Origin of the sequence: Arthrobacter sp. RAF14 (assembly GCF_052114185.1) — a bacterium.
GTDB lineage: Bacteria > Actinomycetota > Actinomycetes > Actinomycetales > Micrococcaceae > Arthrobacter_E.
Window position 1 is genome coordinate 79,024 of record NZ_JBFREG010000006.1, and the last position, 21,763, is coordinate 100,786.

General features: G+C 67.8%; 18 protein-coding genes and 2 tRNA genes. 11 read left to right on the forward strand and 9 right to left on the reverse strand.

Annotation, left to right across the window (positions count from 1 at the left end; genetic code table 11):
• Positions 1–16: 16 nt before the first annotated feature.
• The 6 genes from gyrA to AB4Y75_RS13345 all read left to right on the forward strand — a co-directional run bounded on the left by gyrA (position 17) and on the right by AB4Y75_RS13345 (position 4,874).
• Positions 17–2,686 (forward strand): DNA gyrase subunit A, encoded by a 2,670-nt coding sequence (gene gyrA / locus AB4Y75_RS13320; protein WP_441436359.1) that lies wholly within the window; start codon positions 17–19, stop codon positions 2,684–2,686.
• A complete protein-coding gene (locus AB4Y75_RS13325; protein ID WP_441436360.1) occupies positions 2,683–3,459 on the forward strand; it encodes a DUF3566 domain-containing protein in 777 nt (258 codons plus the stop codon). Before gyrA ends, AB4Y75_RS13325 begins: the two co-directional genes overlap by 4 nt.
• Before the next feature lie 128 nt (positions 3,460–3,587).
• Positions 3,588–3,661: transfer RNA gene (locus AB4Y75_RS13330), tRNA-Ile, on the forward strand.
• A gap of 30 nt (positions 3,662–3,691) precedes the next feature.
• Positions 3,692–3,808 carry a DLW-39 family protein gene (locus AB4Y75_RS13335; RefSeq protein ID WP_217640435.1) on the forward strand — a complete coding sequence of 39 codons (117 nt, stop codon included), beginning with the start codon at positions 3,692–3,694 and terminating at the stop codon, positions 3,806–3,808.
• Positions 3,809–3,819: 11 nt separating this feature from the next.
• Positions 3,820–3,895, forward strand: a tRNA-Ala gene (locus AB4Y75_RS13340).
• Positions 3,896–3,977: 82 nt separating this feature from the next.
• A complete protein-coding gene (locus tag AB4Y75_RS13345; protein WP_441436361.1) occupies positions 3,978–4,874 on the forward strand; it encodes a DMT family transporter in 897 nt (298 codons plus the stop codon).
• Positions 4,875–4,899: 25 nt separating this feature from the next.
• On the opposite strand, the gene AB4Y75_RS13350 is transcribed toward AB4Y75_RS13345, so the two are convergent.
• Both AB4Y75_RS13350 and AB4Y75_RS13355 read right to left on the reverse strand, forming a co-directional pair.
• The gene (locus tag AB4Y75_RS13350; protein WP_441436362.1) at positions 4,900–5,730 is read right to left on the reverse strand and encodes a glycosyltransferase; all 831 of its coding nucleotides are present in this window, start codon (positions 5,728–5,730) and stop codon (positions 4,900–4,902) included.
• A 111-nt stretch (positions 5,731–5,841) separates the two neighbouring features.
• Entirely contained in the window at positions 5,842–6,876 is a 1,035-nt protein-coding gene (locus AB4Y75_RS13355) for a hypothetical protein (protein WP_441436363.1), read from the reverse strand.
• Between the two features lie 218 nt (positions 6,877–7,094).
• On the opposite strand from AB4Y75_RS13355, the gene AB4Y75_RS13360 reads away from it, so the two are divergent.
• Complete coding sequence (locus AB4Y75_RS13360; protein ID WP_441436364.1) at positions 7,095–7,637, forward strand: peptidylprolyl isomerase; 543 nt, start codon at positions 7,095–7,097, stop codon at positions 7,635–7,637.
• Between the two features lie 186 nt (positions 7,638–7,823).
• A complete protein-coding gene (locus AB4Y75_RS13365; RefSeq protein ID WP_441436365.1) occupies positions 7,824–8,498 on the forward strand; it encodes a rhomboid family intramembrane serine protease in 675 nt (224 codons plus the stop codon).
• A gap of 490 nt (positions 8,499–8,988) precedes the next feature.
• Here the strand turns inward: AB4Y75_RS13365 and AB4Y75_RS13370 are convergent, their stop codons facing one another.
• Together AB4Y75_RS13370 and AB4Y75_RS13375 are read right to left on the reverse strand one after the other, a co-directional pair.
• Complete coding sequence (locus tag AB4Y75_RS13370) at positions 8,989–11,031, reverse strand: oxidoreductase (RefSeq protein ID WP_441436366.1); 2,043 nt, start codon at positions 11,029–11,031, stop codon at positions 8,989–8,991.
• Between the two features lie 304 nt (positions 11,032–11,335).
• Complete coding sequence (locus tag AB4Y75_RS13375; RefSeq protein ID WP_441436367.1) at positions 11,336–11,587, reverse strand: cell division protein CrgA; 252 nt, start codon at positions 11,585–11,587, stop codon at positions 11,336–11,338.
• A gap of 181 nt (positions 11,588–11,768) precedes the next feature.
• On the opposite strand from AB4Y75_RS13375, the gene AB4Y75_RS13380 reads away from it, so the two are divergent.
• The 3 genes from AB4Y75_RS13380 to AB4Y75_RS13390 are packed head-to-tail and all read left to right on the forward strand — an operon-like array spanning position 11,769 to position 13,295.
• Positions 11,769–12,485 carry a class E sortase gene (locus tag AB4Y75_RS13380; protein ID WP_441436368.1) on the forward strand — a complete coding sequence of 239 codons (717 nt, stop codon included), beginning with the start codon at positions 11,769–11,771 and terminating at the stop codon, positions 12,483–12,485.
• A gap of 4 nt (positions 12,486–12,489) precedes the next feature.
• Positions 12,490–12,660, forward strand: coding sequence for a hypothetical protein (locus tag AB4Y75_RS13385; RefSeq protein ID WP_441436369.1), 171 nt, complete (start codon positions 12,490–12,492; stop codon positions 12,658–12,660).
• Positions 12,657–13,295 (forward strand): anthranilate synthase component II, encoded by a 639-nt coding sequence (locus AB4Y75_RS13390; RefSeq protein ID WP_441436370.1) that lies wholly within the window; start codon positions 12,657–12,659, stop codon positions 13,293–13,295. Before AB4Y75_RS13385 ends, AB4Y75_RS13390 begins: the two co-directional genes overlap by 4 nt.
• Positions 13,296–13,428: 133 nt before the next feature.
• Here AB4Y75_RS13390 and pknB read toward each other — a convergent pair whose 3' ends face one another.
• Genes pknB through AB4Y75_RS13415 form a run of 5 tightly spaced genes read right to left on the reverse strand, consistent with a single transcriptional unit; the run spans position 13,429 to position 21,761 of the window.
• A complete protein-coding gene (pknB, locus tag AB4Y75_RS13395) occupies positions 13,429–15,423 on the reverse strand; it encodes a Stk1 family PASTA domain-containing Ser/Thr kinase (protein WP_441436507.1) in 1,995 nt (664 codons plus the stop codon).
• Positions 15,420–17,132, reverse strand: a complete 1,713-nt coding sequence (locus AB4Y75_RS13400; RefSeq protein WP_441436371.1) for a protein kinase domain-containing protein — start codon at positions 17,130–17,132, stop codon at positions 15,420–15,422. Before AB4Y75_RS13400 ends, pknB begins: the two co-directional genes overlap by 4 nt.
• A complete protein-coding gene (locus tag AB4Y75_RS13405; RefSeq protein WP_441436372.1) occupies positions 17,129–18,592 on the reverse strand; it encodes a peptidoglycan D,D-transpeptidase FtsI family protein in 1,464 nt (487 codons plus the stop codon). The genes AB4Y75_RS13400 and AB4Y75_RS13405 overlap by 4 nt, the downstream gene beginning before the upstream one ends.
• The gene (locus tag AB4Y75_RS13410; protein ID WP_441436373.1) at positions 18,589–20,037 is read right to left on the reverse strand and encodes an FtsW/RodA/SpoVE family cell cycle protein; all 1,449 of its coding nucleotides are present in this window, start codon (positions 20,035–20,037) and stop codon (positions 18,589–18,591) included. The genes AB4Y75_RS13405 and AB4Y75_RS13410 overlap by 4 nt, the downstream gene beginning before the upstream one ends.
• Positions 20,034–21,761 carry a protein phosphatase 2C domain-containing protein gene (locus tag AB4Y75_RS13415; RefSeq protein WP_441436508.1) on the reverse strand — a complete coding sequence of 576 codons (1,728 nt, stop codon included), beginning with the start codon at positions 21,759–21,761 and terminating at the stop codon, positions 20,034–20,036. The genes AB4Y75_RS13410 and AB4Y75_RS13415 overlap by 4 nt, the downstream gene beginning before the upstream one ends.
• Between the last annotated feature and the right edge of the window lie 2 nt (positions 21,762–21,763).

Sequence of the window (21,763 nt, forward strand, 5' to 3'; positions counted from 1 at the left end):
AACGAAAGACGGAACGATGAGTGACGAAACTCCCGAAATCCCTGGCATGAAGAGCCCCGAGGCCGCCATCGAAGGCACGCTGGTGGACCGCGTCGAGCAGGTGGACCTGCAGACCGAGATGCAGCGCTCCTACCTCGACTACGCCATGGCCGTGATCGTGGGCCGCGCCCTCCCGGACGTCCGGGACGGCCTCAAGCCGGTGCACCGCCGCGTGATCTACGCGATGTACGACGGCGGCTACCGCCCCGACAAGGCGTTCAGCAAGTGCGCCCGCGTGGTCGGCGACGTCATGGGCACGTACCACCCGCATGGCGACATGGCGATCTACGACGCCTTGGTCCGCCTCATCCAGGACTGGGTCATGCGGTACCCGCTGGCGCTGGGCCAGGGCAACTTCGGCTCCCCGGGCAACGACGGCGCCGCCGCCCCCCGGTACACCGAGACCAAGATGTCCCAGTTGGCGATGGAGATGGTCCGGGACATCGACGAGGAGACCGTCGACTTCCAGCCCAACTACGACGGCCGCAGCCTCGAGCCCACCATCCTGCCGGCCCGGTTCCCGAACCTGCTGGTCAACGGGTCCTCCGGCATCGCCGTCGGCATGGCCACCAACATCCCGCCGCACAACCTCCGCGAAGTCGCGGACGGTGTGCAGTGGTACCTCCAGAACCCGGAGGCCACGCGCGAGGAGCTCCTGGAGGAGCTCCTGGTCCGCATCAAGGGACCGGACTTCCCGACCGGCGCCACGATCCTGGGCCACAAGGGCATCGAGGACGCCTACCGCACGGGCCGCGGCTCCATCACCATGCGCGCCGTGGTCAACGTCGAGGAGATCCAGGGACGCACCTGCCTGGTGGTCACCGAGCTGCCGTACCAGGCGAACCCGGACAACCTGGCCGTGAAGATCGCCGAGCTGGTCAAGGACGGCAAGGTCCAGGGCATCGCCGACCTCCGTGATGAGACGTCCGGCCGCACCGGTCAGCGCCTGGTGATCGTGCTCAAGCGCGACGCCGTGGCCAAGGTGGTGCTGAACAACCTCTACAAGCACACCCAGCTGCAGGAGAACTTCTCCGCGAACATGCTGGCGATCGTGGACGGCGTGCCCCGCACGCTGAGCCTCGATGCGTTCATCCGTCACTGGGTGGCGCACCAGTTGGACGTCATCGCCCGCCGCACGCGGTACCGCCTGCGCCGTGCCGAGGAAGAGGCGCACATCCTGCGTGCGCTCCTGAAGGCGCTCGACATGCTGGACGAGGTCATCGCCCTCATCCGCGCGTCGAGCACCACCGAGGCCGCCCGTGACGGCCTGATGGGTCTGCTCGAGATCGACGAGCTTCAGGCCCGCGCCATCCTCGACATGCAGCTGCGGCGTCTGGCCGCCCTGGAGCGTCAGAAGCTCCAGGAGCGCCACGCGGAGCTGGAAGCGCTGATCACCGAGTACAAGGAGATCATCGCCTCCGAGGACCGTCAGCGCGCCATCATCTCGGAGGAGCTCGCCGGGATCGTCGAGAAGCACGGTGACGATCGCCGCACGCAGATCCTGCGCGGCTTCGACGGTGACATGTCCATCGAGGACCTCATCCCCGAGGAAGAAGTGGTCGTCACCATCACCCGCGGCGGCTACGTCAAGCGCACTCGCAGCGACAACTACCGCTCGCAGCAGCGCGGCGGCAAGGGCATCAAGGGCGCCCAGCTGCGCGGCGACGACGTCGTCGAGCACTTCTTCGTCACCACCACCCACCACTGGCTGCTGTTCTTCACCAACCTGGGCCGCGTGTACCGCGCCAAGGCGTACGAACTGGCCGAGGCCGGCCGCGACGCCAAGGGCCAGCACGTGGCGAACCTGCTGGCGTTCCAGCCGGACGAGCACATCGCTCAGGTGCTCGACCTGCGGGATTACCAGCAGGCGCCATACCTGGTCCTGGCCACGAAGGGCGGCCTGGTCAAGAAGACCCGCCTGGAGGACTACGACACCAACCGCAGCGCCGGCGTGATCGCGATCAACCTGCGCGACGGCGACGAAGTGGTCTCGGCTCAGCTGGTCAGCGAAACCGATGACCTCATCCTGGTGTCCCGCAAGGGCCAGTCCATCCGCTTCACCGCGGACGACGAGGCCCTCCGTCCCATGGGCCGGGCCACCTCGGGTGTCACCGGCATGAAGTTCCGGGACGCGGATGAACTGCTGGCCGCCGATGTGGTGACCGAGGACTCCTACGTGTTCGTGGTGACCGAAGGCGGGTACGCCAAGCGCACCGCGGCCGACGAGTACCGTCTGCAGAACCGTGGCGGCCTGGGCATCAAGGTGGCCAAGCTTGCCGAGGAACGCGGTGATCTGGTCGGCGCGCTGATCGTCGATGAGAACGATGAGGTCCTGGTGGTCATGGAGGGCGGCAAGGTGGTCCGCTCCTCCGTCCAGGGTGTGCCCGCGAAGGGCCGTGACACCATGGGCGTCATCTTCGCCAAGCCGGACAAGAACGACCGCATCATCGGCATCGCCCGCAACACCGAGCGTGGTCTGGAGGGCGAGGAAACCGGTGACACACCGGACGATGCCGCAGGCGATGACGTAACGTTGAGTGAGAACAAGGACGGCGCCGAGGTGTCCGTCCCCGTCCAGGACACCGAATCCGGCGAAACCGGTTCGGAAGGTCCGCAGAGCGATGAAACCAGTGGAGGTACCGCGTGAGCCCCTCGAACTCGAGCCCCTTTGAGAGCCGACCGACTCCGAAGGACGAAGGCTCCAGGAACCCGTCGGGTGGCTCTGACGACAAGGGCGGTCAGTCCTCGCGTCCGGCGGCTTCCCCCTTCGAGGCCCCGCAGCAGCCGAAGCCTCAGGCGAAGCCTGCCGCCGCGGATCAGCAGCGCCAGGCCCCTGCGGCCCGTCCTGCTCCGGCCGTGAGCAAGTCCCCGGTCCCCGGGACCTCCACAGGGAACGCGGGAGCCGGTCAGGCCGGATCCGCGAACGCCGCCCGTCCCGCCCAGGCCCGTCCGGCTCAGGCTCCCGCGGGCCAGGCCCGTCCCGCCCAGGCCCCCGCGGGTCAGGGCACGGCTGCCGCGTCCACGGCCGGCCTGGTGAAGCCGGCCCCCAAGGCCAAGGTGCGCCGCGCCAAGCTCATGATCAGCAAGGTCGACCCGTGGTCGGTCCTGAAGATGTCCTTCCTGCTTTCCGTGGCACTGGGCATCGTGACCGTGGTGGCCGCGCTGGTCCTCTGGACCGTTCTGGACCTGACCGGCATCTTCAACCAGGTGAACAAGCTGGTGGGTGATGTGGCCGGCAGCGAGAGCGGTGGCTTCGATCTCCGGAAGGTCGCCTCTCTCGGCCAGGTGGTCTCCTTCTCGACGATCATCGCCGTGGTGAACGTCGTCCTCCTGACGGCCATCTCCACGCTGTCCGCCGTGCTGTACAACCTCGCCGCCACCCTGGTGGGCGGCGTGGGCGTCACGCTCACCGACGACTGAACCGCATCGGCACAGAGCCTCTGATCGGCCGGGACACCGCTGGGACGGTGTTCCGGCCGATTTGGATTGGGCAGGGAAGTCCTGTAAAGTCTTATCTCGGCCCGATCGAGGAGACTCGTGGGCTGTGGGGGCGTATAGCTCAGGCGGTTAGAGCGCTTCGCTGATAACGAAGAGGTCCCAGGTTCAAGTCCTGGTACGCCCACGGAACACCGAGTTCACGGAACGAGGAACCATGAAGAAATTGCTCGTCATCGCACTGGCAGTCGCTTCCGTGGTCATCGTGAAGAAGGCCCGGGAGTCCGAAGCCCAGAAGGGTGCCTGGAAGCAGGGAACCGACACGGTTTCCTGACCGGGATTTCTGGGGGCATGGCGCAATTGGTAGCGCACCTGCTTTGCAAGCAGGGGGTTAGGGGTTCGAGTCCCCTTGCCTCCACCACCACAGAAGGATCGTCGCAAGACGGTCCTTTTGTTTTGTCCTGACTTGTTTTGCCCTGACGACGACGGCGGAAGGCTGAGGCATGAACGCATTGATGGCGACGCTGGGCATCCTCGGAGTCTCCGCCTCGGGGCCGCTGGTCTCCGCGACACTGGCGAGCACGACCGTGGGCGTGGTCGCCATCGCGTTCTGGCGCAACGCGATCGCCGCCGTCGTGATGGGCGCTCCCGAACTGGCACGCCGCCCGCAGTCCTTCACCCGGGTGAGCCGCCGCTCCCTCGCGTGGAGCGGCGTCGCGGGCGTGGCCCTGGCCTTCCACTTCATCTGCTTCTTCTACTCGCTGGAACTGACCAGCGTGGCCGCCTCCACGGCTCTGGTCTGCTTGCAGTCGGCCTGGATCGCCATCATCCAGCTGTTCCGGGGAACCAGGCACTCCTGGCACGTCCTGGCGGGTCTGGGGGTGTCCTTCCTGGGCGTCGTGGCGATCACCGGCTTCGACCTGGGATCCTCGCCGCAGGCCCTCTGGGGTGACATCCTGGCAATCCTGGGCGGGATCCTGGCGGGCGTCTACACCCTGGCCGGGAGCAAGGCGCGGGAGGACATGACCACGGGCGCCTACACGGGCATCTGCTATGCCTTCTGCGCCGCGGTGGTCCTGGTGATGGCGCTCGTCGCGCAGCAGCCCCTGGTGGGGTTCGAGGTGAACGGCTGGCTCGGGATCCTGGCGATCACGGTGGCCGCGCAGCTGCTGGGACACACCTCGCTGAACTACCTGGTGGGCCACCTGAGCGCGCTGGTGGTGTCCATGCTGGTCCTGCTCGAGATCCCCGGGGCCGCGATCCTGGCGGCAGTCTTCCTGCACGAGGTGCTTCCGGCGGGGACTTACGCGGGTCTTGCCCTCATCATCGCGGGCCTCGCGGTCGTGATCGCGGGTCAGCGCGGCAAGCGGGAGAAGCTCACCGAAGCACCGATCGACTGACCCGCTCGGGCCGGCCGACTGCCGCTCAGACGCCGCCGCGTTCCGGCACGGCCGCCGTCGCGCTGTGGATCGCCCGCAGGAGCTTGGCCGGGAAGTAGACCGAGTAGAACACCACCATGGGCGCCTTCAGGGCGATCTTCTTGATGTTGTGGGCCTTGTACGTCCGGTCGAAACGGGTCACGTAGTAGCTGTAGTCGCGGGGTGAATCCTCGAGCCGGCGCGCGGACATCCCGGAGATCATCGTGGGGACGTACTGGACGCGCAGGCTGTGCTCCGCCAGGTGCAGGGACAGGTCGATGTCCTCATGCATCTCGTCCTTCTCATCCAGACACGTCTCGGAGCGGATGATCTCCCAGGCGCTCTTCCTCAGCGCCATGTTGGAGCCGAAGAGGAAATGGTATTCGTGGCGGGCCAGCCGGAGCATGAGCTGCCGCATCCGGTCATCGGCCTTCTGTCCCCAGCGGCGCAGCGGCATGTCGTAGTAGAGCACGGGGCCGGTGGCCGCCTGGACGGTGGGGTCCAGGAAGGCGTTCTGCACCTGCTCGACCCACTCGGGCTCCAGCACGGAGTCGGCGTCGATCCGGCCCAGCACCTCCCCGCTGCCGTAGTCCAGGCCGGCGTTGCGGGTGGGGATGAGGCCCTGGGCGTCGTTCTGCGCCACCAGGTGGATCGGGGATTCCGGGTACTCCAGCTGCATGGCCCGGACGATCTCCGCCGTCCGGTCCGTGGATCTGTTGTCCACTACGATGATCTCGTGGGCAGGGGAACTCTGATAGATGGCCGCCGTGAGGCACTGGCGGATGACGCTCTCCTCGTTGTAGGCGGGGATCACGATCGACACACTGGGCCGGTTCACTCAGTCCTCGATTTCCAAAACACGGATGCGCCCGGTGGGGCTTGATCCCCTCAAACATAGCAAGACGCCCCGCCCGGAGTACTCAGGGCGGGGCGTCTTGCTGCTGTTCGGTTATTTGCCGTCCACGGCGTCCTTGGCGTCGGAAGCCGCGTCCTCGACCTTGTCCTTGGCGTCGGAGAGGGTTTCCTTGACCTCCTCGGCCTTCGCCTTGCCCGCTTCAGCGGTCTTCTGGCTGGCTTCGTGGATCTTCTCGGCGGCACGGCGGGCGGTGGTGCGGGCGCGTTCGCTCACGTCCGACGCCGAAGCTTTCTCGGCGGCGTCCTCCACCGTCGCCTTGGCTTCCTCGGCCACATGCTGGGCCTTGCCCGCGACCTCGGCTCCGGCGTCCTTGACGGCCTCGACGACGGCGGGGGCGCTGTGCGCGGGGCCGGAGGACTGTGCGGGACGGTCCTGGGCGCGCTCCGCCGGGACCTTCCACGGATCCTGTGTGGGGCGGGAGGCCTTCCAGACGGCGACACCGGCCGCGACCGCGGCCCCGATCACCGCGAAGACCAGCAGGCCCTTCTTCTTGCTCTTCTGAGGCTTCCCCAGTTCCTGGGTGGCGGCGTCAGCGGCGGCCGAGGCGATCTGGCGGCCCTGCTGGCCGAGCTCGGAAGCCTGCTCCTGCAGCTGGTTCACCACGGGGGAATCGGCGAACCGGCGGGCGACGGCGTCGATCTGCTCGGGCGCCTGCTCCAGTCCATGATGGACGGCCTCGGAGGCCTTGCCGAGCTGTTCGGAGAGGAGGGGGAGGTACTCGCCCACCACCTTGTCCCGAGCGGTGGCGAGGGCCGGGGTGGTCTTGTCCAGGGCTTCCTGGATCCGCGGGCTCGCATCCTCCACGGCGTCGTGGATCTTCGGACCGAGGTGGGCCAGGCCCTCCTGAAGCCGGGGGGTCACGGTGGCCACGCCGTCGGCCAGGTTGTGCGCCGCGCTCTTCAGGCCTTCCTGGATTTTCGGCGACGCCGACTCCAGGCCCTGCTGGATGCGCGGGACGGCCCAGTTGACGGCGGCTTCGACGCGCGGCGCCGCCCAGTCACGGGCCTGTTCGATGCCCTGCGTCACGCCCTGCTCAAGGTCCCGTGCGGAATTGACGGTCTTTTTCATGGTGCCTCCTAGCATCAACACTTCCTGTGGAGCGAAGCCCATCAGTCCCGTGACGGCAACCGGCAGGCGCTCTGCAGTCCTTGGTGTCCTTAGCGTTCAGCCTAGTTGCATTTCCCGATGTGCGGCTATGTGGAATGTGTCGCGGCGCAAGATTTCACCGACCGCGGAACCCAGGCCGCCTCCAGGACCCCTTCAGTGCTGCGTGGGAGAATTGCAGCATGAGTATTGCAACCGCCAAGGCAACCATCCACACCAACCAGGGCGACATCGTCGTCAACCTCTTCGGCAACCACGCGCCCAAGACGGTCAAGAACTTCGTCGGTCTCGCGACCGGCGAGCAGGCCTGGACCCACCCGGAGACGGGCGAGGACAAGACCGGCACCCCGCTGTACGACGGCACGATCTTCCACCGCATCATCAAGGACTTCATGATCCAGGGCGGCGATCCCCTCGGCCGCGGCGTCGGCGGCCCCGGCTACCGTTTCGACGATGAGATCCACCCCGAGCTGGACTTCAACGAGCCCTACAAGCTGGCCATGGCCAACGCCGGCATCCAGATGGGCCAGGGCACCAATGGTTCCCAGTTCTTCATCACCACCATCCCCACCACCTGGCTTCAGGGCAAGCACACCATCTTCGGTGAGGTGGCTGACGAGGAGTCCCGCAAGGTGGTCGACGCGATCGAGGGCGTCCGCACCGGCATGGGCGACCGTCCCGTCGAGGACGTGGTGATCAAGAGCATCGAGATCGAGCAGCTCTAACATCGCATGAGTTACGGAACCCCGGCGGCCGGATCGGTCCCTGTCTGTCCCCGCCATCCTGACCGAGTCTCCTATGTGAGCTGCCAGCGCTGTGGACGGCCGGCCTGCCCGGAATGCCAGAGACCGGCGGCCGTCGGGGTTCAATGCGTCGACTGTGTCCGCGAGGCGCAGGCGACGGCGCCGCGGGTGCGCGGTGCTTTCGGCGGGGCGGTCGCTTCGGACCGGCCCGTGGTCACCTGGGCGATCATCGCCGTGTGCGTGGCGGTCTACGCCCTGCAGTGGCTGATCCCCAACGATTTCATCTTCCAGAACTTCTACTACGCGAACGGATTCGCGACCACAGAACCGTGGCGGATGGTGACCGCGGCGTTCCTGCACTCGCAGGGCAACATCCTGCACCTGGGTCTGAACATGTACACCCTGTGGATCTTCGGCCAGGCGCTGGAGCCTCTCCTCGGACGCGCGCGATTCCTGGCGCTGTACCTGATCTCCGCGGTCGGTGGTTCGGTGGGGTACCTCCTGCTCGTTCCGCCGGCCCTCGACGGCGGTGTGGTCGGCGCGTCGGGTGCGATCTTCGGCCTGTTCGGCGCCATGCTGCTGGTGCAGCGCCGCCGTGGCGGGCCCATGACGCAGCTGTGGGTGCTGCTCGCGATCAACCTGGCCTTCGGCTTCCTGGTGTCCGGCATCGCCTGGCAGGCCCACCTCGGTGGCCTGGTCACGGGCGCCGCCTGTGCCGCGGTGCTGGTGGGCACCGGACGGACCCAGCGGGCTCCGCTCTGGCAGTGGCTCGGTCTGGCGTTGGTGAGTGCCGTGCTGGTGATCCTGACCGTGTGGAAAGCCGGAGCCCCGGCGCTCTCGTAATCCACAGGGGTTGTCCACAGTGTTAATAAGTTACAGCCCTGTAGTTCAGTGCCCTCCAGACCGGGATTGAGCCGAACTGCACGAAATCCCCAGATGTTATCCACTCCTGTGGATAACATCTGGGGATTTTTTTGTGGATTTGTGGGCGAGCAAGTCAGGTGGGCGGCGCTTCCTGTGCTCGCGTCCGGAGGCGTTGTGTCGGGCCGTCTCGCAGGGAGCGGACGCCCCAGGACAGCCCGGGACTCGCTGGAAGGCTCTGTCCACAGGAGATGTCCACAGCTGTGGCTTTCCAAGGGGCGGTGTATGACGCATCATCGAACCCGGATCCCTGCTCTGGCGGCGCGGAGCGCAGTTTCCCACAGTTCCTGTCCACAGCTGTGGATAACTTCGTCATCAGCTATGCAGAGGGTGTGTGTAACCCAGAGTGGACGATCACTTAGGCGGGCTGCGGCGGAAGCGGACGACGCCGGCCGGAAGGTGGGGTGCGGGCCTAGAAGGCCGCGGCGAGTTCCGTTCCCTCGCGGATGGCGCGCTTCGCGTCCACTTCTGCGGCAAGAGCCGCCCCGCCGATGACATGCACGCTCTGTCCGAGCCGTTCCAGTTCCCCGGCCAGGGAGTTCACGGACTCCTGACCGGCGCAGAGCACCACACTGTCCACCTCGAGCACGCGCGGATCCTTCCGCTCGGCACCGAAGCTGAGGTGCAGGCCGGCGTCGTCGATCTTCTCGTAGTTGACCCCGCTCAGCTGCACCACGCCCTTGGCCTTCAGGGACGCGCGGTGCACCCAGCCGGTGGTCTTCCCCAGCCCTGCGCCGATCTTGCCCTCCCGGCGCTGCAGCAGGTAGACCACGCGGGGGCTGGGCTGATGTTCGGGACGCTGCAGAGCCCCCGGAGCCTCCGGGTCCGTGCTCACGCCCCATTCACGGCGCCACAGGTCCAGATCCAGGCTGGGCGACTCCTGATGCGTGAGGAACTCGGAGACGTCCACCCCGATGCCGCCCGCGCCGATCACGGCCACCCGCTTCCCCGCCTGCCGGGTGCCACGGACCAGCTCCGCATACGTCATGACGCTGGGGTGCTCGACCCCCGGGATGGCGGGCCTGCGCGGTTCGACGCCGGTCGCCACGACCACCTCGTCGAAGGCGCCCGCCAGGTCCTGCGCCGTGACGCGTTCGCCCAGACGCACGTCCACTCCGAGCAGTTCCAGCCGTCGCGTGTAGTACCGCAGGGTCTCGGAGAACTCCTCCTTGCCGGGGATGCGCTGCGCGATGCCGAACTGGCCACCGATCACGTCACCGGCCTCGAACAGCGTCACCGCGTGCCCGCGTTCCGCGGCGGTCACCGCCGTGGCGAGTCCGGCCGGTCCGGCGCCGACCACGGCGATGCGTTTGCGGAGCACGGTGGGCCCGAGCGTGAGGGTGAGCTCGCGGCCGGCGCGGGGATTGACGAGGCAGCTGACCTTCTTGCCCGAGAACGCGTGGTCCAGGCAGGCCTGATTGCAGCCGATGCAGGTGTTGATCTCGTCCACACGACCACTCGCGGCCTTGAGGGACCACTCCGGGTCCGCGAGCATGGGGCGGGCCAGTGAAACCGCCTGGATGCCCGTCCCGGCCAGGATCTCCTCCGCCACCGCGGGCATGTTGATGCGGTTCGACGCCGCCACGGGGATGGTCACGGCCTTGGCGACCACCTCGGTGAACTCCGTGAACGCGGCGCGCGGCACCGAGGTGACGATGGTCGGGACCCGGGACTCGTGCCAGCCGATGTCCGTGGTGATCATGCCCGCCCCGGCGGCCTCGAGTTCGCGCGCCAGGTCCAGGATCTCCTCCTGGGTCTGGCCCTGCGGGACGAGGTCCGCCATGGACAGCCGGAACACCACCATGAAGCCGTCCCCCACCGCGGCACGGATCCGGCGGACGATCTCCACCGGCAGGCGGCGTCGTGCGGCCGGGCTGCCGCCCCACTCATCGGTGCGCTGGTTGCTGCGCGAACTGAGGAACTGGTTGATGAAGTAGCCCTCCCCGCCCATGATCTCGACGCCGTCGTACCCTGCGGCCTGTGCCAGGCGGGCACAGCGCACGAAGCCGGTGATCTGGCGTTCGACGCCGCGGGTGCTGAGGGCGCGCGGCGTGAACGGGGTGATGGGCGCCTTGAGCCGCGACGGAGCGACGATCAGCGGGTGATGGCCGTAGCGGCCGGCGTGCAGGATCTGCAGGGCGATGCGGCCGCCGTCGCGGTGCACGGCCTCGGTGACCTTGCGGTGGGCGCCGAGCTGGCGGCGGGAGGTGAGACTGGACCCGAAGGGTGAGAGCCATCCGCTGAGGGTGGGCGCATAGCCGCCGGTCACGATCAGCCCGGCGCCGCCACGGGCCCGCTCCGCATAGAAGGCCGCGAGGGCGTCCGCGTCTTTGCTGTGGTCCTCCAGACCCGTGTGCATGGAACCCATGATGACGCGGTTCTTCAACGTCACACCGTCCACGGTGAGCGGGCTGAACAGCAAGGGGAAGGCTTCGGCCTGGGAACTGTGGTTCACGCCACTATGTTACTCGTCAGTAACATGTTTGGCCAAGGGTTCCGAATGCCTTTTCCACAGCTTGTCCCCATTGTGGGTAACTTACACGCGTGTAAGTCAGGAGTCCGTGCAGGCCGCATCCGGGCGGACGGTGCCGTGATCGGCAGGTTTCCCACAGAAATATCCCCACTGTGGATAACTTGCCTGTGATGTTGTGGACGGAACCGGTCCTGTGTCCGGCCGGGGTGGGCCCTGAATCAAGGAGCCTTAAACGCGCAGGACCCGTCCCTGGCGGGACGGGTCCTGAAAAGCAGGGCTGGGCGGTTCAGGACCGCCAGCGGGTGGTCATGAGGAATCCCACGAGCAGCAGGCCGAAGCCCACGCCGATGTTCCAGCCGCTCAGAGCGGGGATCGGCAGGAGACCGCTGGAGATGTAGAACGTCATGATCCACAGCAGGCCGAGGATCATGAGGCCGAACATGACCACCTTGTACCAGGTGGGGGTCGGCCTGATCGCCTTGCTCTGGGTGGTGGCGGCCGGGCGGGGTCCGCGGCGTCGCTGTTTCGACTCAGGCATGGGGCTCCTCCAGTGGTGTTAAGCGGACGACGGGCCGGTCTTGATATCCTGCTGGGACACGCAGGACCGGCCGCGGACGCCGGGGCGCAAGCGGTTCAGTCTCCAATGGTAGCCGCTGGAACCCGGGCCATTCTGAGCGTGTGCCGTCACGGACCACAGGGTTCAGCGAAGAGGAGGCTCGGTGCGCAAAGTCATCCAGGTGCTGGGTGAGCTCCTCATGACCGCTGGACTGATCCTGTTGCTGTTCGTCGGCTGGGATCTCTGGTGGACCAACGTCACGGCCGATCACCAGCAGGAACAGGCCGTTCAGAACTTCACACGGCAGCTCAACGCCCCCGTGGCACCCCCGGCCGGAACCGCAGAACGGGATTACGGTGTCCCGCGTGTGGCCCAGGCACAGCCTCACGGCGAGATGCTGGGCGTCGTCTACGTCCCTCGTTTCGGAGCCGACTACTCCCGCCCGCTCATCCAGGGAACCAGCCAGGACGTGCTGGACACCCTGGGGCTCGGCCACTACGACAAGACCGCCATGCCCGGGGCCGTGGGGAACTTCGCCCTGGCCGGGCACCGGCAGACCCACGGTTCCGTCCTGGACAACATCCACCTGCTGCAGCCCGGGGACAAGATCTACGTTCAGACCCGTGAAGGCTTCTACACCTACGTGTACCGGAACTCCGAGATCGTCCTGCCCAACCGGGTGGACGTGATCCTCCCGGTGCCCACGGTGCCCGGGGCTCAGCCGAAGGAGCGCCTGATGACCATGACGAGCTGCAATCCCCGTTTCGGCTCGGAGGAACGCATCATCGCCTACTCCGTCATGGACAGCTGGCGCCCTCTGAGCGCCGGAGCACCCCGTGAGATCGCCTCCGTGGTGGCCAAGGTCTCCGGAAAGGGCTGATCACATGTACTCCTGGATCTTCCGGCATCTCCCCGGACCGCTCTGGCTCAGGATCATCCAGACCCTGATCCTGGTGGCCGTGGCCCTGTTCCTCATGGTGCAGTTCCTCTTCCCCTGGATGGCCCAGTTCACCTCCTTCACCGACTCGACGATTGGTTCAGCGCAACGCCCATGAGCACTTCAATCCTGGTCATCGACAACTACGACAGCTTCGTCTACACCCTGGTGGGTTACCTCCAGGAACTCGGCGCCGACACCACCGTGGTCCGCAACGACGACGTCTCGCTCGAGGAGGCGATCGAACTGGCCGCGTCCCGTGACGGCGTCCTGGTCTCCCCCGGCCCCGGGAACCCCGCAGGCGCCGGCGTCTGCATCGAACTGATCAAGTGGTGCGGCGAGCACGCCAAGCCGATGCTGGGCGTCTGCCTGGGCCACCAGGCCCTCGCGGAGGCGTACGGCGGGACCGTGTCTCACGCGCCGGAACTCATGCACGGGAAGACTTCCCAGGTGGAACATGGAACCGACCCGCTCTTCGCGGACGTGCCATCCCCGTTCACGGCCACCCGGTATCACTCACTCGCCGCGGAGAACGACTCCATCCCCGCAGTACTCGAGGTGACCGCCCAGACCGCCAACGGCGTCATCATGGGCCTGCGTCACCGGACCGCGCCCCTCTGCGGCGTCCAGTTCCACCCCGAGTCCGTCCTCACCGAGGGCGGCTACCAGATGCTCGGGAACTGGCTCGAGTCGCTCGGGCTGACGGGAGCCGCGGCCAAGGCGTCGACGCTGTCGCCCCTGATCCGGAAGTAGGCCGGGTCCGGCTGCACGTCCGGCTGCACGCCAGGCGGTGAGCCGGAAGTCCTCGCCATAGGAAAGAGCCCCCAGGACTGAGGTCCTGGGGGCCCTTTTGTGCCTGTTCGCGTCCGGCTCAGCTCAAGCCGGCTCAGCCGCCGTCGGCCGTAGGCTTCCCGCTGGGAGTGGGCGTCGGCTTGCTGCTCGGGGTGGGCGGCGGCGGGGGCTTACGTGCGACCGTCAGGGTCACCACACCACCCTGATCGATCCGTTCCTTGGCCGCCACGCTCTGACCCGTGACCTGACCCGCAGGAACCACGGAGTTGTCCTTCTCCTCGACCCGGACCTGAAGTCCCAGGCCTTCGAGCACCGTGGTGGCCTGGTCCACGGTCTGACCGCGCAGCTCCGGAACCTCCACCTTGCCGGTGGAGACGATGATCTCCACCGTGCCGTTGACCGGGACCGACTGCCCCGCCGCCGGCTTGGTGGCGATCACCTGGTTGGCGGGGACGGTGGCGTTGTCCGCGAAGGTGGTCACCAGTGTGCCCTTGAGCCCCGCATTGCGCAGGATGTCACGGACCGCCGGTTCGCTCTGCCCCTGGAGCTTGTCCGGGATCTGAACGGCCGTGGGTCCGGCGGACACCACGAGCTTGACGTCCTTGTTGACCTCGATCATCTCCCCCTCCTGGGGATCCGTCCCGATGGCGGTGCCCTCCGGGACGGTCGCGCTCGCCACATGGGACAGCTTCGGCTGGAGATGAGCGTCGTAGAGCTTCTGCATGGCGGCCGACTCGGTCAGCTGCGCGACGGCGGGAACGGCCACCAGTTCGGGTGGGATCGGCCGCGTGAGCCAGCTGTAGATCCCGAATCCGCCGCCGCCCAGCACCATGAGCAGGAAGATCCACAGCGTGACCATGAGGCCGCGGCGATGCCGGCGGTGCGTGCGCTGAGCCTGCTGCACCTCGGGGAGGTTGCGGATCTCCGGAAGGAGCACCCTGAGCTGGTCCTGCGTCAGGGTCAGGGCGTCCTCCGCCGTGTCATACGGGGCGGACGCAAGGGTGCCATCGCTCGCGGCGCCGTGGTCCGGCACCTGGGCCAGGGCCGTGGTGGAATCGCCGGGGTGAGCGGCCCCCGCGCGGTGGCGCGCCGTCGTCGGCTCCTCGACGGCGGCGCTGATCGCTTCCGTCGGGACCGCCACGAGGTTCGCCGCGGTGGAGTCCTGGGGCGCGTCATGCACCGCGACACCCCCGAGGGCGGCGCGCAGAGCGCGCCGGAAGGCCGCGGCGTCGGGGAAACGGTCCTCCCGCTTCTTCCGCATGGCCTTCGCCACCACGGAGTCCAGCGCCGCGCTGACCTCGGGATTGAGCTTGCTGGGCGGAACCGCGATGCCCTGGACGTGCTGATACGCCACGGATACGGGGCTGTCGCCCTGGAACGGAGGCCGCCCGGTGAGCAGCTCGTAGAGCAGACAACCGGCCGAGTAGAGGTCGCTGCGGGCGTCCACGGTCTCACCCAGGGCCTGTTCGGGCGAGAGGTACTGCGCGGTTCCGACCACGGCCTGAGTCTGTGTCATGGTCGCCGAGGAGTCCGTCACCGCCCGGGCGATGCCGAAGTCCATGACCTTGATCCTTCCCGAGTCGCCGCGGACCATGACGTTGCCGGGCTTGATGTCCCGGTGCACGATGCCGGACTTGTGGCTGTACTCGAGCGCCGCCAGGATTCCCAGGCTGTACTCCACGGCCTGGTCGATGGAGACCTCGCCGGCTTTCAGGAGGTCCTTGAGCGTCTTGCCGTGGACGATCTCCATGACGATGTACGGGGCCTTCACGCCGTCCACGCCATCGCCCTGGGACTCCTCACCGGAGTCGTAGACCGCCACGATCGACACGTGGTTCAGGCCCGCCACGGACTGTGCCTCGCGCCGGAACCGTGCCAGGAACTGTGGGTCCCGGGCCAGATCCGCGCGCAGGATTTTCACCGCGACATCCCGGCCCAGGCGCAGGTCTGTACCCCGGTACACGTCGGCCATGCCGCCGCGACCGATCAGATCGCCGAGTTCGTAACGTCCGTTGAGGACGCGCGTGCCGGTGGACAGGTGAAACTCCTTACTGCTGCGGGGTGCCGCTCCAGGACGGCGGGGACTCAGGGTGTGGCCGAGCCGGTGGGCTTGGGGCTGGGCGTAGCCGGCGGTTCAGGAGCGGTGATCGTGTACGTCACGGTGCTGCCCTTGGCCACTTCGGTGCCCGACGGCGGGTTGAAGGTCACGGTGCCGGACGGGGCCGAGCCGGCTCCTGCCTGCGGGACCAGACCGGCGCTGGTGAGCGCCTGCCGGACCTGGGCCTCGGTGACCGTGGTGTTCATGCTCGGAACCGCGACCATCTCGGGACCGGTGGAGTAGGTGACGGTCACCGTTCTGCCCTTGGCGACCGGGCCCGCCGGGTTGACGTCGATGACGGTGCCGGAGGCCTCCTTGTTCTCGACGCCCTTGGCATCAACGACGAGGCCGAGATTGATGAGCTCAGTGCGTACTGCATTGATGTCCCGGCCGTTGTACGCGTCCGGGATGATGTTGACGGTGTCCGGCGTGGACGGCGTCGCGCTCGGCGTGGTGCTGGTGGGAGTCTCCGACGGCGTCTGGCTGGCAGTGGTGGCGACGGTGCTCGGCGGCGTGACCGGGGCGCTGGAGGTGCCGGTGCGGGGGCTGAAGAAGCCCGCCGAGCTCAGCCACACGCCCAGGAAGATCAGCACCGCCAGCACGGCGAGGATGATCAGCGGCCACACCCAGGCGCTGCGCTTCTTCTCCTCGCGTTCCGGGGTGGGTTCCTCGTAGTCCTCTTCGTCGTCCGTGAGCCAGTTCCGCTCCGCCGTCAGCTGCTCCGCCGGGACGACCGGCAGGGCGGAGGTCGCGGTGGTGGCGCCGACCGGGGGGACCACCGTGGTGGCCGCGGTCTGCTGGACATCCACGGGCGCCGTGATGGGGCCCGTGGTGGACTCGAAGAGGAGCATGCCCGGAACCGCGCGATGGGCGGCGTCGATGTCGCCCCGCCGGATGGCCTCGGCCGCCTCGGAGAGCTTGAGGGCGTTGGCCGGGCGGTTCGCGGGGTCCTTGGCGAGCATGGACATGAGCAGGGCGCGGATGGGCTTGGCCAGGGAGTCCGGCAGGGGCGGCGGGGCATCGTTGACCTGGGCGAGGGCGATCGCGATCTGCGATTCCCCGGAGAACGGCCGGTGGCCCGTCAGGCACTCGTAGCCGATGATGCCCAGCGAGTAGATGTCGCTGGAGCCGGTGGCGGTCTGGCCGGTGGCCTGCTCCGGAGCCAGGTACTGGGCGGTTCCCATGACCTGGCCGGTCTGGGTGAGCGGCACCTGATCGGCGAGACGTGCGATGCCGAAGTCGGTGATCTTGACGTTGCGGTCCGGCGTGATGAGCAGATTGCCCGGCTTCACGTCGCGGTGCACCAGGCCCTTCTCATGCGCGACGGCGAGGGCACGCGCGGTCTGGGCGATGATGTTGAGCGTGAGGTCCGGGCTGAGGACGTGCTCGCGCTCGATGATGGTGGACAGCGGCTCGCCGGGCACCAGTTCCATGACGAGGTAGGCGGAGCCGCCCTCCTCGCCGTAGTCGAAGACGTTGGCGATCCCCTCGTGGTTCAGCAGTGCCGTGTGGCGGGCCTCGTTGCGGAAACGCTCCAGGAAGCCGGGGTCACCCGTGTACTCCTCCTTGAGGATCTTGATGGCGACGGTGCGCCCCAGGACCTGGTCCTGCGCACTCCACACCTCGCCCATGCCGCCGATGGCAATGCGCGTGGTCAGGCGGTACCTCCCGCCGAGAGTGATTCCAGACGTTGGCCTCACTTGTTCAACACCGCCTCAAAGAGTTTCTTCGCGTTAGGACTGGTCAGTTGCGCTCCGGTGGCCGAATTCACGCCGTGGAAGGCGAGGGTCACGACCACCTGGGGATTGTCCGCCGGGGCAAAGCCGGTGAACCAGGAGTTGTTGTAGTCATCGGCGGTCAGCTCCGCCGTGCCGGTCTTCGCGGCGACCTTGACGCCGGGGATGGCGGCCGGGGCGGCCAGGCCGTTGTCCACCACGCCGACCATCCATTCGGTGATCTGGCGGGCGACTTCGGGGCTCGTGGCGGTCCGGAGGGGCTCGGGCTTGTACTCGGCGAGGACGCGCAGATCCGGGGCCCGGAGGGCCTTCACCAGCTGCGGCTTCATCTGCACACCGCCGTTGGCGATCGCGCTGGTCAGCATGGAGATCTGCAGCGGGGTCACCTGGACGTTGTACTGGCCGATGGCCGACTGGGCCAGCTGGGGCTTGTCCAGATCCGTCGGGAAACGGCTCTGGGCGTACTGAAGGTCCAGCCGGTCGCCGAGGTCCTGGCCGATGCCGAAGTTCTTCGCCGTCTCCGCGATCTTCTTCTCACCCAGGTCCAGGGCGATGCTGGCGAACGGGGTGTTGCAGGAGTTCGCCAGGGCGAAGTCGAAGCTGCTCTTGTCCCGGGCGTAGCACTGGCCGCCGCGGTAGTTCGGCAGGGTGTACTGCAGGCCTGGGAAGGTCAGTTCCGCGGGGTTCGGCAGGACCGAGTCCTTGTTGTACTTGCCCGATTCGAGGGCTGCCGCGGTGTCGATCAGCTTGAAGACGGAGCCGGGTGCCATGAGCGCGCCGGTGGGACCGGAGACGTTCTGGTACAGGTTGATGCCCTTGGTGTCGTCCAGCTTGGCCTTCGCGGCCCGCGCGGCGTCACCGTCGAGGCTGGCGACCGTGTTGGGGTCGTAGGAGGGCTTCGAGACCATCGCGAGAATCGCGCCGGTCTTGGGGTTCTGGACCACGGCGTAGCCCTCGATGTCATCCGGGATCAGATCGTAGGCGAGCTTCTGGATCTTGGGATCAATGGTGGTCTCGACGTTGGCGCCCTGGGGCTGCTTGCCCAGGAACAGCTGGCGCACGCGCTCCAGGAACTGCTGATCCGAGTCGCCGGTCAGGGCGCCGTTGAGCTCACGTTCCAGGCCCGTGGACCCGGCGCTTCCGTTGGTGGAGAAGTAGCCCGTGATGCCCGCGTAGAGGGCTCCGCCGGGGTAGCTCCGCTTGGACTTGCAGTCCTCATTGCCGGGGACGGACTCCGCGATGGGCTGCCCGCCGGCCAGGATGGTGCCCCGGTCGCTGCAGAGGTTCCGCTGGAGGGCCCGGTCGTTCAGAGCATTGGTGCTCAGGTCTTGGGCGCCGATCACCTGGATGTAGCTGATGGCGCCGAAGAGCAGGGCGAAGAGCGCCACGGTGGCGATCCAGGCGTTGCGGATGGACTGGTTCACGGGTGCACCTCCTGGCCCTGCGCGGTGCCCAGAGCGGGCGTGGTGGGATGCGACGGCGCGGCCACCGTGGCGGAGGGGCTGCTCGACGGGGCCTCGCCGTCACGCAGCGGGCTGGTGTCGACTGGGCCACGGGCCACATTGGAGATCATGAGCAGCAGGCCTGCGACGATCCAGTTGGCCAGCAGAGAGGACCCGCCGGCCGCGAGGAACGGCGTGGTCAGACCGGTCAGGGGGATGAGGCGCGTGACGCCGCCGATCACCACGAAGCACTGGACCGCCATGACGAAGGACAGACCCACGCCGAGGAGCTTGCCGAACGAATCCCGGGTGCCGAGGGCGGCGCGGAAGCCACGGGTGATGAGCAGCAGATAGAGCAGGATCATGGCAGTCAGGCCGATCAGGCCGAGCTCTTCGCCGAAGGAGGCGATGATCATGTCGCTGTTCGAGAACGGAACCTTGTTGGGCTGTCCCTGTCCGAGGCCGGTGCCGAAGACACCGCCGTCGGCCATGCCGAAGAGGCCCTGCACGATCTGGTAGCTGCCGCCCAGGTCACGGTTGTAGACCTCGGGGTCGAAGGCGTTGGCCCAGCTCTCCATGCGGTACTTCACGTGGGAGAACAGCTGTGCGGCCACGACGCCGGCCACGGCGATGAGGCTCACTCCGATGATGACCCAGCTGACGCGGCCGGTGGCCACGTAGATCATCACCATGAACAGGCTGAAGAACATGAAGGACGTGCCCATGTCCCGCTGCAGGACCAGGATGCCGATGCTGACGGCCCAGGCTGCGAGCATCGGGCCCATGTCCCGGAAGCGGGGGAACTGGAGCTTGCCCACTTTGCGGCCGGCCAGCAGGATCAGATCGCGGTTCACGGAGAGGTAACCGGCGAAGAAGATGGCGAGGGTGATCTTCGCGATCTCACCGGGCTGGAAGGTGAAGGGCCCGAGCTTGATCCACAGATTGGCGCCGTTGATCTCGCCTGCGGAGAGTCCGGGGACCAGAGGCAGCACGAGCAGGACGGCGCTGGCGGCCAGCGAGATGTACGTGAACCGCCGCAGCCGCCGGTGGTCCTTGAGGAACCAGATCAGCGCGATCGTGCACACGACGGCGATCAGCGTCCAGCGCAACTGGGTGTTGCCGACGTCGCTCTTGGGCCCGTCCAGCCGGTGGATCATGGCGAGGCCGAGGCCGTTCAGGGCGACGACGATCGGAAGAATGAACGGATCGGCATATTTCGCGCGGAGGCGAAGCGTTATATGCACCGCGAGGGATGCGACGACCAGGAGGCTCGACTGGAACCAGAAGTCCCCGTTGAACGAATCCGGGTTGTTGATGCCGACCATGACGCTGGCGCCGATCCCCACCAGGAGGGCGAGGATCAGGAGCACCAGTTCGATGTTGCGCCGCGGCTTGATCACCGGCGGGGCGGCCACCGCTGAACTCATCGGGCACCTCCACAGGCTGCGGGCGAACCGGCCGGGGCCGTGGGTGTGGCCGAAGTGGAGGCCGAGGGTTTCGGCGTGGCCGAGGCGCCGGGCTTCGCTGTGGCCGTCCCCGGACTTGCCGAACTCTTGCCGGTGGGCACCGCCGACGGCGACGGCGAGCCCGTGGGGCACTGGCGCTCGTCGAAGTCGTAACCGAGGCTGAGGTTGCGGACCACCTGCTCGGCGTCCGGAAGATCACGGGCCGGGATGGTCTCCCGAACGCGCTGCTGCGAGAAGGACGGCAGGCTGCTCACCTGGATCTCGGTCACCGAATGCACGGTGGACAGTTTGATGGGGCCCAGCTGCTGCGAGACGCCGTTGTAGATGGCCACCCGTCCGTCGACCTCGCCCACGTAGTAGCGGGTCTGGGTCCAGGCGTAACCGAACCAGAGGCCCACACTGACGACGGCGAGCACCAGCAGCGTCACGACCCAGCGGAACCAGCGACGGCGGGGCCGCCCGGCGGGCGCTGCGGCCTCCTCCTCGAGCTCCGCTTCCGGGCTCTCCTGGCGGTGCGTGAGAACGGTCGCGGCGCGCCGTGCGACGGCGCGGCCGGCGATATTGGGGATCTTGCCGGTCTCCAGGGCCAGGGCCGCGGCGCCGACGAGTTCGTGGGGGCGGGCCTCCAGCTCCAGGCGCAGGACCTCGGCCGTCAGGTGGGCTCCCAGATTGGGGTCCGTCCGGGTGTCCTCGGCCGGAGACGGGGTGAGGAGGACCGTGTTGATCCCCTCCGTGAAAGCCGGGTCGGGTGTGGTCTTCCCGGGCTGCTCCGCGGGGTCGGACGCTTCCGCGGGTCCGTCTGCGGACTCCGGGCTCGGGGAAGCCGGCGCGGCGTCCTCCGATGCGGCGCTCTCGGCGCCAACCCCGGTGCCGGCCGCCGCGGCCGGTGCCGTGCCCGCTGCGGCGGGTCCGGCGTCGTCGGCCACGAGGTCCAGCACGATCACGGTGACGTTGTCCGGGGAGCCGGCGGCGAGCGTGAGCTCGATGAGCTGGTCGGCGGCGCGGGCGACCGACGCGGTCCCGCGCACCACGGCCTCCACCATGTGATGCGGGACGAAGTTCAGGCCGTCCGAGCAGAGCAGCCAGCGGTCGCCCTCGCGGGCTTCGAGGGAGTTCAGATCGAGTTCGGGGCTGGCGTCAACATCGCCGAGGACGCGCATGAGCACGTTCTTGTGCGGATGGGTCTCGGCCTCCTCCGGGCGCAGGCGCCCCTCGTCGACCAGGCGCTGCACGAAGGTGTGGTCCACGCTGACCTGTTCGAAGGCGCCGTCGCGGAGACGGTAGGCGCGGGAGTCGCCGATATGGGCGTAGTTGAGTTTGCCGTCGGCCAGGAGCAGTGCCGTGACGGTGGTCCCCATGCCCGCCAGGAGCGGGTCGACGTGGACGAGCTGGGACAGGATCGAGTTCGCGGTCTGGATCTCGTCCGCCAGCACGGTCCCGGCGTCGCCGTCGTATTCATCGTGGTCGAGGTGGATCAGGTCCAGCACCGTGGAAGCCGAGGCGACGTTGCCGCCCGCGTGGCCGCCCATGCCGTCGGCCACCACGGCCAGGTGGCGTCCGGCGTACGCGGAGTCGTCGTTCTTGGCGCGCACCAGCCCCACATCGGACCGTGCGGCGTAGTGCATGACCAGATGCGGCCGGGTCCCCTCAGGGCCCAGCTCTGCGTTCTTCTCGTCGGATGCCAAGG

Excerpts from the sequence above, each read along its gene's own strand:
- gyrA (WP_441436359.1), top strand. The coding sequence starts at position 17 with ATGAGTGACGAAACTCCCGAAATCCCTGGCATGAAGAGCCCCGAGGCC.
- AB4Y75_RS13335 (WP_217640435.1), top strand. The coding sequence starts at position 3,692 with ATGAAGAAATTGCTCGTCATCGCACTGGCAGTCGCTTCCGTGGTCATC.
- AB4Y75_RS13345 (WP_441436361.1), top strand. The coding sequence starts at position 3,978 with ATGAACGCATTGATGGCGACGCTGGGCATCCTCGGAGTCTCCGCCTCG.
- AB4Y75_RS13355 (WP_441436363.1), bottom strand. The coding sequence starts at position 6,876 with ATGAAAAAGACCGTCAATTCCGCACGGGACCTTGAGCAGGGCGTGACG.
- AB4Y75_RS13360 (WP_441436364.1), top strand. The coding sequence starts at position 7,095 with ATGAGTATTGCAACCGCCAAGGCAACCATCCACACCAACCAGGGCGAC.
- AB4Y75_RS13375 (WP_441436367.1), bottom strand. The coding sequence starts at position 11,587 with ATGCCTGAGTCGAAACAGCGACGCCGCGGACCCCGCCCGGCCGCCACC.
- AB4Y75_RS13385 (WP_441436369.1), top strand. The coding sequence starts at position 12,490 with ATGTACTCCTGGATCTTCCGGCATCTCCCCGGACCGCTCTGGCTCAGG.
- AB4Y75_RS13390 (WP_441436370.1), top strand. The coding sequence starts at position 12,657 with ATGAGCACTTCAATCCTGGTCATCGACAACTACGACAGCTTCGTCTAC.
- AB4Y75_RS13410 (WP_441436373.1), bottom strand. The coding sequence starts at position 20,037 with ATGAGTTCAGCGGTGGCCGCCCCGCCGGTGATCAAGCCGCGGCGCAAC.